The sequence below is a fragment of the Streptococcus porcinus genome (assembly GCF_900475415.1).
Lineage (GTDB): Bacteria > Bacillota > Bacilli > Lactobacillales > Streptococcaceae > Streptococcus > Streptococcus porcinus.
In genome coordinates this window covers 1,171,306-1,186,974 of the sequence record NZ_LS483388.1, presented here as the reverse complement: position 1 = coordinate 1,186,974, position 15,669 = coordinate 1,171,306, and the positions used below count along the sequence as shown (strand labels likewise).

The window sequence follows — 15,669 nt, the reverse complement described above, 5'->3', positions numbered from 1 at the left end:
ATCGAAACACAATATGATATCACCATTATTGGTGGCGGTCCAGTAGGTTTGTTTACGGCATTTTATGCTGGTTTACGGGGAATGAAAGTTAAAATTATTGAAAGTTTGTCTGAGCTAGGGGGTCAGCCAGCTATTCTCTATCCAGAAAAGGTTATTTATGATATTCCAGCTATTCCAGCATTGACTGGAGCCGAACTTACGGATAATTTAATCAAACAAATTAGTCGATTTGATGATCGCATAAGTGTTTGTTTAAAAGAAGAAGTTCAATTATTTACGAAAACAGAACATGGCTTTATTATCAAAACAAATAAAGCAGAGCATAGTACCAAAGCTATTATTATTGCTTGTGGGAACGGAGCTTTCTCACCAAGAAAACTAGGATTAGATGGTGAGGAAGAATATGCTGATGATAATATTTATTATAATGTCCATAAACTAGATCAGTTTACTGGCAAAAAAATAGTTATTTGTGGCGGTGGTGATTCTGCAGTCGATTGGGCATTAGCTCTTTATGGCTTAGCAAAAAGCGTGACATTAGTTCATCGACGGGAGGCATTTAGAGCACATGAACATAGTGTGGAGCTTTTAAGAGCTTCTGGAGTCAAGATTCTAACTCCTTATGTTCCAAGCGCTCTCTTGGGTAATAATGGGCGAGCTAACCAATTAGTTATCCAGAAGGTTAAGGATAAAGAGCAAATGACACTTGATATGGATGCTCTAATTGTCAGTTATGGTTTTTCAACATCAAATAAGAACCTCAAGAATTGGGACTTAGATGTTAAGAGGACAAGTATTAATGTTTCCCATCTTTTTGAAACGAGTCAAGAAGGTATTTTTGCAGTGGGTGACGCAGCACAGTATGAAGGCAAGGTTGATTTGATAGCTACAGGGTTTGGTGAGGCACCTATTGCAGTTAATCAAGCTATTAATTATATTTACCCAGATAGAGACAATCGAGTAGTTCATTCAACGTCATTAATAAACTAACTATAAATAATATCTATGGAACTATAAAAAAAACCATAGGTATTATTTTTTTTGTTAAGGATACAAACCTCAGTCTATGTGATATAATTAACTAGTAAATGTGATGAATTTCACACTATAAGACTATAATAATGAAGAGAGGTCATGAAAATGACAACAACTAAAGAAACATTTAGTTCTTTTATGAATAAAGTATTAGCTGGTACTGCCACGGCTATCGTAGTGGCGCTTATTCCGAATGCCATTTTGGCAACATTTTTAAAGCCATTATTGCCTAATGCGACAGCCGCTGAATTTTTGCACATTGTGCAAGTATTCCAATTCTTTACACCAATTATGGCTGGTTTTCTAATTGGTCAACAGTTTAAGTTTAATCCAATGCAACAGTTAGCTGTTGGGGGAGCGGCTTATATTGGTTCAGGTGCTTGGGCATACGCTGAAGTTGTTCAAAAAGGGGTAGCAGTCGGTTCTTTCCAACTTAGAGGTATTGGTGACCTTATTAATATGATGATTACAGCTAGTTTAGCTGTTTTGGCTGTTAAATGGTTTGGTAACAAATTTGGTTCGTTAACAATCATTCTTTTACCAATTACTATTGGAACTGGTGTTGGTTTCCTTGGCTGGAAGTTACTACCTTATGTTTCGTATGTGACAACTTTAATTGGACAGGGTATTAATTCATTTACAACACTGCAACCGATATTGATGTCAATCTTAATTGCAATGGCTTTTGCATTATTGATTGTTAGCCCAATTTCAACAGTTGCGATTGGTTTAGCAGTTGGACTAAATGGTATGGCAGCTGGAGCAGCATCAATGGGAATTGCAGCAACTGCAGCAGTTCTTGTCTGGGCGACGCTTAAAGTTAACAAATCAGGTGTACCAATTGCTATTGCTTTAGGAGCAATGAAAATGATGATGCCTAACTTTTTGAAACATCCGATTATGGCTATTCCAATGGTAATTACAGCAGCGATTTCATCACTAACTGTTCCCTTGTTCAACTTAGTTGGAACCCCTGCATCTTCAGGGTTCGGTCTTGTAGGTGCTGTAGGTCCAATTGCCTCACTGGCTGGCGGAAGTAGCATTCTTATCATTATTTTAGCTTGGCTTATTATTCCATTCGGTGTTGCATTTGTAGCACATAAAATCTGTAAGGACATTCTTAAACTTTACAAAGAAGATATCTTTGTATTTGAAGGATAAAAAAAGAGATAAAGGAGATTACAATGTTAGTTTATATTGCTGGTTCAGGAGCTATGGGTTGCCGTTTTGGTTACCAAATTTCTAAAACAAAAAATGATGTTATCCTTTTAGACAATTGGGAAGATCATATTAATGCCATTAAAGAAAATGGCTTGAAAATATCAGGTGATGTGGAAGAAACAGTTAAGCTTCCTATTATGAAACCGACCGAGGCAACACAAGAAGCAGACCTTATTATTCTTTTTACTAAGGCGATGCAGTTGCCTCAAATGTTACAAGATATTAAAGGTATTATTGGTAAAGAAACGAAAGTACTTTGCTTATTAAATGGGCTTGGTCATGAAGATGTTATTCGTCAGTATATTCCAGTTCATAACATCTTAATGGGTGTTACTGTATGGACAGCAGGACTTGAAGGTCCAGGACATGCTCATTTACAAGGTGTAGGTGCCTTAAACTTGCAAAGTATGGATCCTGAAAATCAAGAAGCAGGCCGTCAAGTTGCAGATATGTTAACAGAAGCAAAATTATATGCAACCTATGATGAAAATGTTCTTCCAAATATTTGGCGCAAGGCATGTGTCAATGGGACAATGAACTCTACTTGTGCCTTATTAGATTGTACTATTGGTGAATTATTTGCTAGTGAAGATGGTCTAAAAATGGTTCATGAAATTATCCATGAATTTGTGACTGTGGGGGAAGCAGAAGGTGTTAGCCTAAATAAAGAAGAAATTACTAAATATGTCATGGATACTTCTGTGAAGGCTGCGCATCATTACCCATCAATGCATCAAGACTTAGTTCAAAACCATCGTTTAACTGAAATTGATTTTATCAATGGTGCAGTAAATACCAAAGGGGAAAAATTGGGGATTGATACGCCATACTGTCGTTTAATCACACAACTTGTACATGCTAAAGAAGAGATCTTAAAGATTAAATAGGAATTTTTAACAAGACCAGTTTTAAGCTGGTCTTGTTTTTTGATAGCATTCTGAAAGAATTTGATAGATTATGCTTGACTTTGACAATAAATGAGGTATAATTTATATGTAACCGATTACAGAAAGTGGTGGTCTTATTCTAAAATCCAAACGGAAACAGAAGATTATGGAACGCATTCTGATAGATAGTTTTGTCGCTTTAGAAGATTTAATGCAAGAATTGGATTCTTCAGAATCAACTGTCAGACGCGATTTAGACGAGCTTGAAGCAGAAGGAAAGCTTCATCGAGTTCACGGAGGTGCTGAATTATTTCCGTCGCTTCAGGAGGAACTATCTAATTTAGAAAAATCTATCAAAAACAGTCAAAATAAACAGAAATTAGCTAAAAAAGCTTCTGAATTTGTCCTTGATAATGATGTCATTTTCATTGATGCAGGTACAACAACAGAGTTTTTGATTCCTCAACTCTGCCAAAAAAATTTGACCGTTGTTACCAATTCAATTCATCACGCTGCTAAGCTAGTGGATAGGAATATTAAAACTATCATTATAGGTGGTTTTGTAAAACAGACAACGGATGCTAGTATTGGAAATGTGGCTCTAGAACAAATACAACAAATGAACTTTGATAAAGCTTTTTTGGGCATGAATGGACTTGATAACTTTTATATGACCACTCCTGATATGGAAGAAGCGGTAATTAAAAGAACTATCATTTCTAATGCGAAAATGTCTTATGTTCTAGCTGATTCTTCAAAGATAGGATATGTGTCCTTCGTTAAAGTAGCTCCTATTGAAGATGCTTGTTTAATAACTGAAGTATCAAAAAGCATTCTGTTAGCAAAAATAAAAGAAAAAACAAAGGTGATTGAAGTATGATTTATACAGTAACCCTAAACCCTTCGATTGACTTTATCGTCAGGATTGACCATTTGGAAACAGGTTCAGTCAATCGTATGGCCAGTGACGATAAATTTGCAGGAGGTAAAGGAATAAATGTTAGCCGCATCTTACAAAGACTAGGTATTGATAATATTGCCACTGGTTTTATAGGTGGTTTTACTGGTCAATTTATTGAAGAGAGTTTAAAGTCAGAACAGATTACAACCAACTTTATTTCAGTCAAGGAAGATACACGGATTAATGTCAAAATTAAATCTGACCTTGAGACAGAGATTAATGGAGGTGGTCCTGAAATCAGTGACTGTGAGCTCCTAGCTATGAAAGAGGCTTTGTCCAAACTTTCTGAAAATGATACGGTAGTCTTTGCTGGATCAGCACCTGCTAATCTAGGCAATACTATTTATGACGAGCTTATCCCAATTGTAAGGTCAGCTGGTGCACAGATTGTTTGTGACTTTGAAGGACAGACATTATTAGATGCTCTTGCTTATCATCCTTTACTTGTTAAGCCCAATAATCATGAACTTGAAGCTATTTTTGAGACTACTTTAAAGGGCCTTGGCGACGTTGAAGTTTACGCTCGTAAGCTTATTGATAGAGGTGCTCAAAATGTTATTGTATCAATGGCTGGTGATGGAGCTTTATTGGTAACGCAGGAAGCATCTTATTTTGCCAAACCAATTAAAGGAACCGTTAAGAATTCTGTAGGTGCAGGTGATTCAATGGTAGCTGGATTTACAGGAAAATTTGTAACAACAAAAGATCCGATTGATGCCTTGAAGTGGGGAGTTGCTTGTGGAACAGCTACAGCTTTCTCAGATGATTTAGCAACAATTGATTTTATAGAAGAAACTTATCAAAAAGTTGAGGTAGAAAAAAGATGAAGATACAAGATTTATTGAAAAAAGACTTAATGATTTTAGATCTAAAAGCTAATAGCAAAGAAAGTGCTATTGATGAGATGATTTCACGTTTAGTTGCAAAAAATGTGGTTTCAGACTTTGATACGTTTAAGTCTGGTATTATGGCACGTGAAGCACAAACATCTACTGGTTTAGGTGATGGTATCGCAATGCCACACAGTAAAAATAACGCGGTACGTGAAGCGAGTGTTTTATTTGCTAAATCATCTACTGGTTTAGACTATGAGTCGCTTGATGGTCAGGCAACAGATTTATTCTTCATGATTGCTGCACCTGATGGTGCAAATGATACCCATCTTGCAGCGTTAGCACAGCTATCTCAATATCTTTTGAAGGATGGTTTTGCTGATCAATTAAGGGCTGTGGAAAGTCCAGAAGATGTCATTGCCTTGTTTGATGCTTCTGAAAAGGAACAGGTAGAGATATCACCTGTAGCAAAAACTTCAAACTCAGATTTTATTGTCGCTGTTACAGCTTGTACCACTGGTATCGCACATACCTATATGGCTGAAGAAGCTCTAAAAAAACAGGCTACCCAAATGGGTGTGACTATTAAAGTTGAAACCAATGGTGCCTCTGGTGTTGCTAATCGATTAACTGCAGAAGATATTAAAAAAGCAAAAGGCGTTATTGTGGCTGCCGATAAAGCTGTTGAGATGGACCGTTTTGATGGAAAACCTCTAGTATTACGTCCAGTTGCTGATGGTATTAAAAAAAGTGAAGAGCTTATTTCAATCATTTTAAAAAATCAAGCAAAGGTCTACCAAGCTAAGAATGATAGTAAAGAAGTTAGAGCTTCTGAAGAAAAGACAAGCTTTGGCGGAGCTTTTTACAAACACCTTATGGGTGGGGTCTCGCAAATGCTACCATTCGTTATTGGTGGAGGGATCATGATTGCGATTGCCTTCTTGCTAGATAATCTTTTAGGGGTACCAAAAGATCAGTTGGGGAATTTGGGTTCTTATCATGAAATAGCGGCTATCTTTAAAAATATCGGTGGGGCAGCCTTTTCATTCATGTTGCCAGTTTTAGCGGGCTACATAGCTTATTCAATTGCTGAAAAACCTGGTTTAGTTGCTGGTTTTGTAGCGGGCGCGATTGCCTCAAATGGTTTAGCCTTTGGTAAAGTTGCTTTTGCTGCAGGTGGTGAAAAATCTCTAGCCTTGGCAGGCGTTCCTTCTGGTTTCTTAGGAGCTTTGGTAGGTGGTTTCTTAGCAGGTGGTGTTATTTTAGTTCTTCGGAAGTTGCTATCTGGCTTGCCACGATCACTTGAAGGGATTAAATCAATCTTACTTTACCCTCTACTTGGAGTATTAATCACTGGTTTCTTAATGCTTTTGGTAAACATCCCAATGGCAGCTATCAATACAGCTTTAAATGATTTTTTACAAGGATTATCAGGTAGTTCAGCAGTCTTAATGGGCTTACTAGTTGGCGGTATGATGGCTGTAGATATGGGGGGACCAGTTAATAAGGCGGCTTATGTTTTTGGTACAGGAACCTTAGCAGCGACCGTGGCAAATGGTGGATCAGTTGTAATGGCTGCTGTAATGGCAGGAGGAATGGTTCCTCCATTAGCGGTATTTGTAGCGACATTGTTATTTAAAGATAAATTTACAAAAGAAGAGCGTGAGTCAGGACTCACAAATATTGTAATGGGGTTATCTTTTATTACTGAAGGAGCAATTCCATTTGGTGCAGCAGACCCAGCGCGTGCAATTCCAAGTTTCATTGCAGGATCTGCTCTAACAGGAGCTCTTGTTGGGTTAGCAGGAATCAAATTGATGGCTCCTCATGGCGGAATCTTTGTAGTTGCTTTAACAAGTAACCCGATTCTTTATCTTGTGTTTGTGGCTATTGGTGCCCTAGTATCAGGTATATTATTTGGTGCCCTTCGTAAAAAACTTTAATTAAGATATTTGTCTAAGTACAACTAGAATCTGCTAAGGTTCTAGTTTTTTGTTATACTTAAAGAACTACAATAAGGAAAATAGAGTTATGCCTAAAAAGAATTATCGACGGAAACCAAAATTTAAGAAACAAAATTTTCAAGTAAGTATTTCATTTTTAATTTTGACCTGTTTTATTATCAGCTTTTTTACCATACAATCACAAAGAGAAAGTATTAAAAAACTAGCAGGAAACCAAACGATTTTATTTTTGTCAACCGCTGCAAAGTCAGCTCAGTTTGTGGCTCAAAAAAATGATTTATACACCTCAGTAATGTTAGCTCAAGCCATATTGGAATCTAATAATGGTCAGTCACAACTAAGTCAAAAGCCCTATTATAACTTTTTCGGAATTAAAGGATCTTATAAGGGAAAAGCGATTATTTTACCTACAAACGAGGATGATGGCAAAGGGAACCTCTATAAGATAGATGCTAAATTTCGTCACTATGGAACGAGAACAAATGGTTTTAAGGACTATGCCCAGGTTTTATCAGATCCTCTTTATCTAAAAACACATAAAAGTCGGGCACAAAATTATGAGGAAGCAACTCAGGTTCTCACTGGTCATTATGCAACAGATACTACTTATAACCAAAAACTGAATCAAATTATTTCAACTTATCAGTTAACCTTGTTTGATTACCCATTTTAAATAATAGGGTTAAATATTTCAATATGACTACAATTTTATATCAGGTAATTTAAATATTACATTATTGTAGTTAAATACTAAATTAGTGTGTTATAATATTATTTGACTCAAGAAATAGAAAAGGATTAAAAGAAGCAATGACTAAGTTGAAAGGTAAAAAGTTATTACTGGCGATTTTTGCATTAGTAGCAGTAGTAACCGCATTTGTAGCAGTACAATCTTCACATAAAGAAAAAAAAGTAGAGGCTGACAGTTTTGCAGTTGGGCCAACACAAGCTTTTATCAACGAAATTGCTGGTACTGCTAGTCAAATAGCTAGTGAAAGAGATCTATATGCCTCTGTTATGATAGCTCAAGCCATTTTAGAGTCAAGTAATGGACAATCAGGCCTCAGTCAGGCACCATACTATAACTTTTTTGGTATTAAAGGTGCTTACAATGGTGGCTCTGTAACAATGAAGACTTGGGAAGATGATGGCAAAGGGAACCCCTACGAAATTGATCAACCTTTCAGGGCTTATCCAAGCATTGCTGATTCTTTAAACGATTACGCTAATTTATTAAGTTCACCTCTATATTCAGGTGCGCGTCGCTCAAATACCCTGTCTTATCAGGATGCAACTGCAGCACTGACAGGTTTATATGCAACGGATACATCTTATAATGCCAAGCTCAATAGTATTATCCAAACTTACGGTTTAACTGCTTATGATGTGGTTGCACAAGCTCCTAGCTCTCAGGCGACACCGACTGCAACGGTTGACACAAACAACCTTGTTTGGAATCATTTTAGAGGTTCTTATACTGATTCGGAAACATTAAGAATTGATCAAGCGTGGGCAGCGTTAAAGTATAACCGATAAATAAAAATCACCCTTCTAGGGTGATTTTTTGATATAATATGCTTATGAAAACAATAAATGAGACATACGAAAATCATCCTGAAAAACCTTATATTAATCCCAAATATGAATTAGATTTAATTCAAAAACCAATTCCAAAGCGAAATATGATAAGAACAGAAGAAGGTCTGTTACCAGGTCATATTGTTATGCTTTGGCGTATTAGCTTTGGCACTTATACAACAGAAAACCCACATCATAAATATTTCTACACAACCTATGGGATTGATGCTGATAAGGAATTAGCATGGCTCATTGCTCATGATTATGTTGTTATTGATTCAGCTTTTGATTCCTTAAAGCACATATCAGCTTTACAATTAAAGGAATTTCTAAAAGAAAAAAACCTTAAAGGGTTGTCTAAAATGAAACGCTCAGACTTAGAGAAGGCTATTGCACAAGCGTATGATGAGGAGAGTCTTGGGCGAAAGTTTTCACTGAGGTCTTATAGTTTATTAGAAAAAGGTAAGAAAACGTTACTGGCTCATCCTGAAATTATTGACCGACATCCGCAGAAAAAGTACTAATGAGCCTACTTTAATATTCTGAGAAACTATGCTATAATGAGTCATATTGTTATCAAGGAGAACAGAAAATGCAAGTCATTAGAGAAAAAGAATTTGTTAATCAGTATCATTATGATGCAAGAAATTTGGAATGGGAGAAGGAAAATGGAACTCCCGAAACTAATTTTGAAGTAACCTTTCAATTACTTGATAAGGATGAAGACAAAAATGAAACGGTAATTGTTTCAGTTTTACAATTTTTGATTGTAAAAGATGAATTTGTTATTGGGGGTGTTATCTCTCAAATGGTACGTATTGTTGACCGTTTGATTAATCAGCCAAGCGAATTCAAACAAGATGAAGTTGAGTATCTTGCTGAACCATTGTTAGATATGGTTCAACGCTTGACCTATGAAGTCACGGAGATCGCTTTAGATAGACCGGGAATTAATTTGGAGTTTAAGAGTTAATGAAATTAGCAATTGTTACAGATAATACGACAGCCATACCAGAAGAAGTGAAAAATCATAAAGACATATATGTCTTGAACATTCCAGTTATTTTTGATAATGAAACCTATTATGAAGGCTTAAATCTTAGCTTAGATGAGTTTTATCAAAAAATGGCTAATAGTTCAGAATTACCTAAAACTAGTCAACCTTCATTGACAGAATTAGATGAACTGTTAACAGACTTATCCGTAACAGGTTATACGCATGTCATTGGTTTGTTCCTTGCTGGGGGTATCTCAGGATTTTGGCAAAATATTCAGTTCTTAGTTGAAGAGCACCCTGATTTGACAGTGGCTTTCCCAGATAGTAAAATCGCATCGGTACCAACAGGAAATATGATTTCAGCTATCTTAAGTTGGTGTCAAAAGGGTGACGATTTTGACACTATCCTTAAGAAATTATATGCTAAAATTGAAGGTACTTCTGCCTATATTTTGGTTGATGACCTTAATCACTTAGTTAAAGGTGGACGTTTATCCAATGGCTCCGCTTTATTAGGTAGCCTATTAAGTATTAAACCAATACTTCGTTTTAACGACGAGGGTAAGATAGTTGTCTTTGAAAAGATTAGGACAGAAAAGAAAGCTATGAAGCGTTTGGTGGAGTTGTTAAATGAAACCGCTAAAGAGGGTGAATTTGAGTTTTCTATCATAAATGCTAATGGCCAAGAAAAAGCTATCACTTTAAAGAGCATGTTAATTGAGAGTGGTTTGCCAGATAACTTCTATGAAGCAGACTTCAGCTCAGTAGTTGGAGCACACCTAGGAACAAATGCAGTAGCAATTGGCTATTCACCAATTATTAAATAAGAGCTTATATTTATGGAGACGGAGGTCTTTATGACCGCCTATAGGCTATCAAGTAGCTAAAATTATTCAAATGTCTTCTTATCTTACTCAACAAGGTGTAACGCTAGGAATCAATTCAGTTATTAGCTATAAGTGACTGAATTATGGATTAGAGAAATTATTATGAAATTAATAACATTGCCTTCTGAATTTCAGAAGGCTTTACCAATATTAAAGAAAATTAAAGAAGCGGGCTATGAGGCTTATTTTGTTGGCGGTAGTGTACGAGATGTCCTTTTAAATCGTCCAATTCACGATGTGGATATAGCTACTAGCTCATATCCAGAGGAGACTAAGGCTATTTTCACAAGAACTGTAGACTTAGGTATTGAGCACGGAACCGTTCTTGTTTTGGAGGGAGGTGGTGAATATGAAATTACCACTTTTCGAACAGAAGATGTCTATGTTGATTACCGTAGACCTAGTCAGGTTTCCTTTGTCCGATCTTTGGAAGAAGATCTGAAGCGTCGAGATTTTACAGTTAATGCTTTAGCTTTGGATGAAGATGGTGACATTATTGATAAATTTAATGGGCTTGATGATTTAAAAGCTAGGCGCTTACGAGCGGTTGGAAAAGCCCAAGATCGTTTTGAAGAAGATGCTCTTCGAATCATGCGGGGATTCCGCTTTGCGGCAACTTTGGATTTTACTGTTGAAGAGACGACTTTTTGTGCGATGACTGAACAAGCTCACTTATTAACGAAAATTTCTGTTGAAAGAATCTTCATTGAGTTTGATAAGCTGCTGATGTCCAATCATTGGCGATGTGGGTTGGAATTATTAGTTAATGCGCAAGCTTACCAATTTTTACCAGACCTAGCAGGTCAAAAGACTAACCTACAAAAGATGATGACCAATTTACAAGCGACTTTTAACTTCACTGAGAGTGCTCAAGCTTGGGCAAGCCTGATTATAAGTCTAGATATTTCTAATAGCAAAGCTTTTCTCAAAAAATGGAAAACATCAAATGAGTTTCAAAAGAAGGTAGATCATATTATCAGCCTATATCGGCTTCGTCAAAAGCAAGAGCTAGATAAGTGGTCTTTGTACAGCTACGGCAAGGAGATCGCCATTCTTTGTGAAGAGCTTCGTCAAGCCCAGGCTTTAGAGGTAAATTTCTCTAGGATTCAAGATTTAGATGAAGCATTAGCGATTCATGATAAGCGTGAAATAGTGGTCAACGGTCGCTATCTAATGCAGGAATTAGGAATGTCCGCTGGACCGGAACTAGGTAAAACTCTTAATCATATTGAAGAAGCAATTGTTCGTGGGCAGTTGATCAATGATCTCCCGGCTATTCGTGATTATATTATTGAGGAGTTAAGGAATGAGTGATTTTTTAGTTGAAAAATTAAGCAAAACAGTCGGAGATAAAACTGTTTTTCGTGATATTTCTTTTCTCATACATGATTATGATCGAATTGGAATTATTGGTGTTAATGGAACAGGTAAAACAACTTTACTGGATCTTATCGCTGAAAAAATTGGTTACGATGGTGATTTATCTCCTTTCTTAAAACCTAACGATTATAAAATTGCCTACTTGACTCAGGATCCTGAATTTAAGGCTAATGATAGTGTTTTAGAGACAGTTTTATCGACAGATTTGCCTGAAATGGTCTTGATAGGACAGTATGAACGTCTGATGTCAAACTATTCAGAAGCTAATCATAAAGAATTAGAGAAAGTTATGGCTGAGATGGACCGACTTGATGCCTGGTCCATTGAAAGTGAAGTTAAAACGGTTCTCTCTAAGTTGGGGATTTCAGATTTAGAGCAAAAAGTTGGTCAATTATCAGGAGGGATGAAACGTCGTGTTCAATTGGCTCAAGTACTGCTAGGAGCAGCAGATCTCTTATTATTAGATGAGCCAACTAACCATTTGGATATAGATACTATTGCTTGGTTAACCAATTATCTTAAATCGTCGAAAAAAACGGTGCTGTTTATCACTCACGATCGCTATTTTCTAGATCATTTGGCTACACGAATTTTCGAATTAGATAATGCAAATTTACAAGAATACCAAGGTAATTATCAAGACTATGTCCGCCTTAAAGCTGAACAAGATGAACGCGATGCCGCTAACTTACATAAGAAAAAACAGTTGTATAAACAAGAGCTATCGTGGATGCGGACGCAACCACAAGCTCGTGCTACTAAACAACAAGCTCGTATTAATCGCTTCAATGAATTGAAAGAGGATGTGTCGAATTCGGTATCAAATGAATCATTGGAAATGGCTTTTGAAACCAGTCGGATTGGGAAAAAAGTCATTCACTTTGAAAATGTTTCATTTGGTTATGATAAGGATTTCTCTTTGATTAATGATTTTAGTTTAATTATTCAGAACAAAGATCGTATAGGGATTGTAGGCGATAATGGTGTTGGTAAAACGACACTACTCCATCTTATTAATGGAGACCTCAAGGCTCATTCTGGCAAAGTAGATATTGGAGAAACTGTCCGTATTGGCTATTTTTCACAGCAGATTCAAGGGATGGATGAGAGTAAACGTCTCATAACTTATTTGCAAGAGGTTGCTGATGAGGTAAAGACAAGTGTTGGTACGACCAGCATTAGCGAACTCTTAGAGCAGTTTCTTTTTCCTAGATCAACACATGGTAGTATTATCGGTAAATTATCAGGTGGAGAGAAAAAGCGTCTTTATCTTTTGAAAATATTGATTGAAAAACCAAATGTTCTTCTGTTAGATGAACCGACAAATGATTTAGATATTGCAACTTTGACTGTTTTAGAACAATTTTTAAATCATTTTGCTGGTCCAGTTATTACTGTTAGTCATGATCGCTATTTCTTAGATAAAGTGGCTACTAAGATTCTTTCTTTTGAAAACGGGGAAATTCAGGTCTTTTATGGAAATTATAGTGACTATCTAGATGAGAAAGCTTTTCAAAATGAAAAAATACTTTTAAAAGCTAAGAAACCGCCTAAAATGATAGCCAAAGAGTTAGCAGATAAGAAACGTATGTCATACAAGGAAAAGCAAGAGTGGGCTACTATTGAAGATGATATTACCCAAATAGAGAAAAAAATTGCGAGTATTGAAAGTGACATGTTAACAGTAGGTTCTGATTATGGCAAATTATCGGATTACCAAAAGGAACTAGATCAATTGAATCAAGAACTCTTAGAAAAATATGAACGCTATGATTACTTGAGCGAATTGGAGAACTAGTCTAATCATAAGTTTTAATTAAATCAGTCACCAATCAGATAAAATTTTGACTTTAACTCTTTGTGATGGAAGGTTATTTACAAATAGCGTGAGAAAAGAAGTGCCCCTTTTAGGCACTTCTTTTCTTTTGACGGAGCTATTGTTTGTTAGGAACTATTTCATTTTTATAGCAAAAACTTGACAGAAAAATTCAGAAAATTTATAATATTTACTACCTTATAAACAATTGCAAAGCGAAAGGACAAATTATGATATCAGGAAAAGAATATGTTGATCGTGTTTTTAAGAAAGTAAAAGCTACAAATGCACATGAGACTGAATTTTTACAGGCTGTTGAAGAAGTTTTTGACTCCTTAGTACCAGTTTTTGATAAATATCCTAATTATATTGAAGAAAATCTCTTGGAACGATTAGTTGAACCAGAACGTGTTATCTCCTTTAGAGTTCCATGGATGGATGACCAAGGGAATGTTCATGTTAACAGAGGCTATCGTGTGCAGTTTTCTTCCGCAATAGGTCCCTACAAGGGTGGGTTACGCTTTCATCCTTCAGTTAATCAGTCTATTGTTAAATTTTTAGGATTTGAACAAATTTTTAAAAATTCACTGACTGGACAACCCATAGGTGGTGGTAAAGGGGGATCAAATTTTGATCCTAAAGGCAAATCAGATATGGAGATTATGCGCTTTACCCAAAGCTTTATGACTGAATTACAAAAACATATTGGTCCAGACTTAGATGTTCCTGCTGGCGATATCGGAGTTGGTAGTCGTGAAATAGGTTATCTTTTTGGACAATATAAGCGTTTAAATGGTTATCAAAATGGTGTTCTGACTGGTAAAGGATTATCATTTGGGGGATCCTTAGCACGCAAAGAAGCGACGGGATATGGGGTTGTTTATTTTGCACAACACATGTTAGCTTCAAAAGGCCAAGAACTTAAAGGAAAAAAAGCCATTGTCTCTGGATCAGGTAATGTGGCTATCTATGCGACTGAAAAATTACAAGAACTGGGTGCAAGTGTTATTGCCGTTTCAGATTCGTCAGGTTATGTTTACGATGAAAACGGTATTGATTTAGATAGTTTAAAACAAATTAAAGAAGTTAATCGTGGACGTATCAAAAGTTATATCGAGTCGCATCCTCATGCTATCTTTACAGCAGTTGGTAGTGGGCCATCAATTTGGTCTTTAAAGGCTGATCTTGCTTTTCCGTGTGCTACTCAAAATGAGTTGAATGCTAAAGATGCTCAAATGTTGGTTGATAATGGTATCCTTGCTGTTGTCGAAGGTGCTAACATGCCATCTACTTTAAAGGCTATTGCCTTATTTCAAGACGCTGGCGTTTTATTTGGACCTGCCAAAGCAGCCAACGCTGGTGGAGTAGCGGTATCTGCTTTAGAAATGGCTCAAAATAGTGGACGAATTGCTTGGACTTTTGAAGAAGTTGATGCAAAACTCTTTGATATTATGAAAGATATCTATGATAATGCAACTCATGCTGCTGATGAATTTAACCTTTCTGAGAATCTAGTTGCAGGTGCTAATATCGCAGGTTTTCTAAAGGTTGCAGAAGCTATGTCGGCTCAAGGGCTTGTTTAATGGTTGAATGGATTGGGAAATAACTATTTTTCCTACTAGGATTTTGATATAATCTATAATATAGAGAATTCATCGCATAGGGAGATGTAAAATGATTCGTCGAATTGTGAAAGATCCTTTCTTTTTACAACAAGTTTCAAAACAAGCCACAAAAGAGGATTTGCCCATAGGTAAGGACTTACAAGACACTTTAGCTTTTCATAGAGAGAATTGCTTGGGCTTGGCGGCTAATATGATTGGAGAGTCTAAGCGTATTATTATCATTTCAATGGGGTTTGTTGACTTAGTTATGTTTAATCCAAAGTTGGTGAAAAAATCCGACTCATATATCACTGAAGAATCTTGCCTCTCGCTTTCTGGAAACCAGAAAACAAAACGCTACCAAAAAATTACAGTGGAGTATCTTGACCTTAATTGGAGAAAGAAAAGTTTAAGCTTAAATGGTTTAGCGGCCCAAATTTGCCAACATGAGTTAGATCATCTAGACGGGATTTTAATCTAAAAGGACATACCTTTAACTTAAGGTA

The 15,669-nt window shown here is 36.3% G+C and carries 15 protein-coding genes; all 15 read left to right on the top strand.

Annotation, left to right across the window (positions count from 1 at the left end; all coding sequences use genetic code 11):
* The 15 genes from DQM45_RS05915 to DQM45_RS05845 all read left to right on the top strand — a co-directional run bounded on the left by DQM45_RS05915 (position 1) and on the right by DQM45_RS05845 (position 15,644).
* Positions 1-990: an NAD(P)/FAD-dependent oxidoreductase gene (locus tag DQM45_RS05915; RefSeq protein ID WP_039984567.1), complete on the top strand. Its 990-nt coding sequence runs from the start codon at positions 1-3 to the stop codon at positions 988-990.
* Between the two features lie 144 nt (positions 991-1,134).
* The gene (locus DQM45_RS05910; RefSeq protein ID WP_003084675.1) at positions 1,135-2,196 is read left to right on the top strand and encodes a PTS transporter subunit IIC; all 1,062 of its coding nucleotides are present in this window, start codon (positions 1,135-1,137) and stop codon (positions 2,194-2,196) included.
* A gap of 23 nt (positions 2,197-2,219) precedes the next feature.
* On the top strand, positions 2,220-3,143 hold the full coding sequence (locus DQM45_RS05905) for a 2-dehydropantoate 2-reductase (protein WP_003083322.1): 924 nt from the start codon (positions 2,220-2,222) through the stop codon (positions 3,141-3,143).
* A 163-nt stretch (positions 3,144-3,306) separates the two neighbouring features.
* The gene (locus DQM45_RS05900) at positions 3,307-4,023 is read left to right on the top strand and encodes a DeoR/GlpR family DNA-binding transcription regulator (protein ID WP_257846284.1); all 717 of its coding nucleotides are present in this window, start codon (positions 3,307-3,309) and stop codon (positions 4,021-4,023) included.
* Complete coding sequence (pfkB, locus tag DQM45_RS05895; protein WP_003085693.1) at positions 4,020-4,931, top strand: 1-phosphofructokinase; 912 nt, start codon at positions 4,020-4,022, stop codon at positions 4,929-4,931. The genes DQM45_RS05900 and pfkB overlap by 4 nt, the downstream gene beginning before the upstream one ends.
* Positions 4,928-6,880: a PTS fructose transporter subunit IIABC gene (locus DQM45_RS05890; protein WP_003083492.1), complete on the top strand. Its 1,953-nt coding sequence runs from the start codon at positions 4,928-4,930 to the stop codon at positions 6,878-6,880. The genes pfkB and DQM45_RS05890 overlap by 4 nt, the downstream gene beginning before the upstream one ends.
* Before the next feature lie 88 nt (positions 6,881-6,968).
* Entirely contained in the window at positions 6,969-7,574 is a 606-nt protein-coding gene (locus DQM45_RS05885; protein ID WP_003086064.1) for a glycoside hydrolase family 73 protein, read from the top strand.
* A 137-nt stretch (positions 7,575-7,711) separates the two neighbouring features.
* The gene (locus tag DQM45_RS05880) at positions 7,712-8,437 is read left to right on the top strand and encodes a glycoside hydrolase family 73 protein (RefSeq protein ID WP_003084022.1); all 726 of its coding nucleotides are present in this window, start codon (positions 7,712-7,714) and stop codon (positions 8,435-8,437) included.
* 44 nt (positions 8,438-8,481) lie between these two features.
* Positions 8,482-9,003, top strand: coding sequence for a hypothetical protein (locus DQM45_RS05875; protein WP_039984881.1), 522 nt, complete (start codon positions 8,482-8,484; stop codon positions 9,001-9,003).
* Positions 9,004-9,071: 68 nt separating this feature from the next.
* The gene (locus DQM45_RS05870) at positions 9,072-9,452 is read left to right on the top strand and encodes a DUF1149 family protein (protein WP_003085914.1); all 381 of its coding nucleotides are present in this window, start codon (positions 9,072-9,074) and stop codon (positions 9,450-9,452) included.
* A complete protein-coding gene (locus tag DQM45_RS05865) occupies positions 9,452-10,303 on the top strand; it encodes a DegV family protein (protein ID WP_003084220.1) in 852 nt (283 codons plus the stop codon). Before DQM45_RS05870 ends, DQM45_RS05865 begins: the two co-directional genes overlap by 1 nt.
* Positions 10,304-10,465: 162 nt before the next feature.
* The gene (locus tag DQM45_RS05860) at positions 10,466-11,677 is read left to right on the top strand and encodes a CCA tRNA nucleotidyltransferase (RefSeq protein WP_003085402.1); all 1,212 of its coding nucleotides are present in this window, start codon (positions 10,466-10,468) and stop codon (positions 11,675-11,677) included.
* Positions 11,670-13,541 carry an ABC transporter ATP-binding protein gene (locus DQM45_RS05855; RefSeq protein ID WP_003083671.1) on the top strand — a complete coding sequence of 624 codons (1,872 nt, stop codon included), beginning with the start codon at positions 11,670-11,672 and terminating at the stop codon, positions 13,539-13,541. The genes DQM45_RS05860 and DQM45_RS05855 overlap by 8 nt, the downstream gene beginning before the upstream one ends.
* 248 nt (positions 13,542-13,789) lie before the next feature.
* Positions 13,790-15,142 (top strand): NADP-specific glutamate dehydrogenase, encoded by a 1,353-nt coding sequence (gene gdhA, locus DQM45_RS05850; RefSeq protein WP_003083113.1) that lies wholly within the window; start codon positions 13,790-13,792, stop codon positions 15,140-15,142.
* A 91-nt stretch (positions 15,143-15,233) separates the two neighbouring features.
* Positions 15,234-15,644, top strand: a complete 411-nt coding sequence (locus tag DQM45_RS05845) for a peptide deformylase (protein ID WP_003085298.1) — start codon at positions 15,234-15,236, stop codon at positions 15,642-15,644.
* The last annotated feature ends 25 nt before the right edge of the window (positions 15,645-15,669 follow it).

Coding starts and splice junctions, on each gene's coding strand:
- DQM45_RS05910 (WP_003084675.1), top strand. CDS start 1,135: ATGAAAATGACAACAACTAAAGAAACATTTAGTTCTTTTATGAATAAA.
- DQM45_RS05905 (WP_003083322.1), top strand. CDS start 2,220: ATGTTAGTTTATATTGCTGGTTCAGGAGCTATGGGTTGCCGTTTTGGT.
- pfkB (WP_003085693.1), top strand. CDS start 4,020: ATGATTTATACAGTAACCCTAAACCCTTCGATTGACTTTATCGTCAGG.
- DQM45_RS05890 (WP_003083492.1), top strand. CDS start 4,928: ATGAAGATACAAGATTTATTGAAAAAAGACTTAATGATTTTAGATCTA.
- DQM45_RS05885 (WP_003086064.1), top strand. CDS start 6,969: ATGCCTAAAAAGAATTATCGACGGAAACCAAAATTTAAGAAACAAAAT.
- DQM45_RS05880 (WP_003084022.1), top strand. CDS start 7,712: ATGACTAAGTTGAAAGGTAAAAAGTTATTACTGGCGATTTTTGCATTA.
- DQM45_RS05875 (WP_039984881.1), top strand. CDS start 8,482: ATGAAAACAATAAATGAGACATACGAAAATCATCCTGAAAAACCTTAT.
- DQM45_RS05870 (WP_003085914.1), top strand. CDS start 9,072: ATGCAAGTCATTAGAGAAAAAGAATTTGTTAATCAGTATCATTATGAT.
- DQM45_RS05865 (WP_003084220.1), top strand. CDS start 9,452: ATGAAATTAGCAATTGTTACAGATAATACGACAGCCATACCAGAAGAA.
- DQM45_RS05860 (WP_003085402.1), top strand. CDS start 10,466: ATGAAATTAATAACATTGCCTTCTGAATTTCAGAAGGCTTTACCAATA.
- DQM45_RS05855 (WP_003083671.1), top strand. CDS start 11,670: ATGAGTGATTTTTTAGTTGAAAAATTAAGCAAAACAGTCGGAGATAAA.
- gdhA (WP_003083113.1), top strand. CDS start 13,790: ATGATATCAGGAAAAGAATATGTTGATCGTGTTTTTAAGAAAGTAAAA.
- DQM45_RS05845 (WP_003085298.1), top strand. CDS start 15,234: ATGATTCGTCGAATTGTGAAAGATCCTTTCTTTTTACAACAAGTTTCA.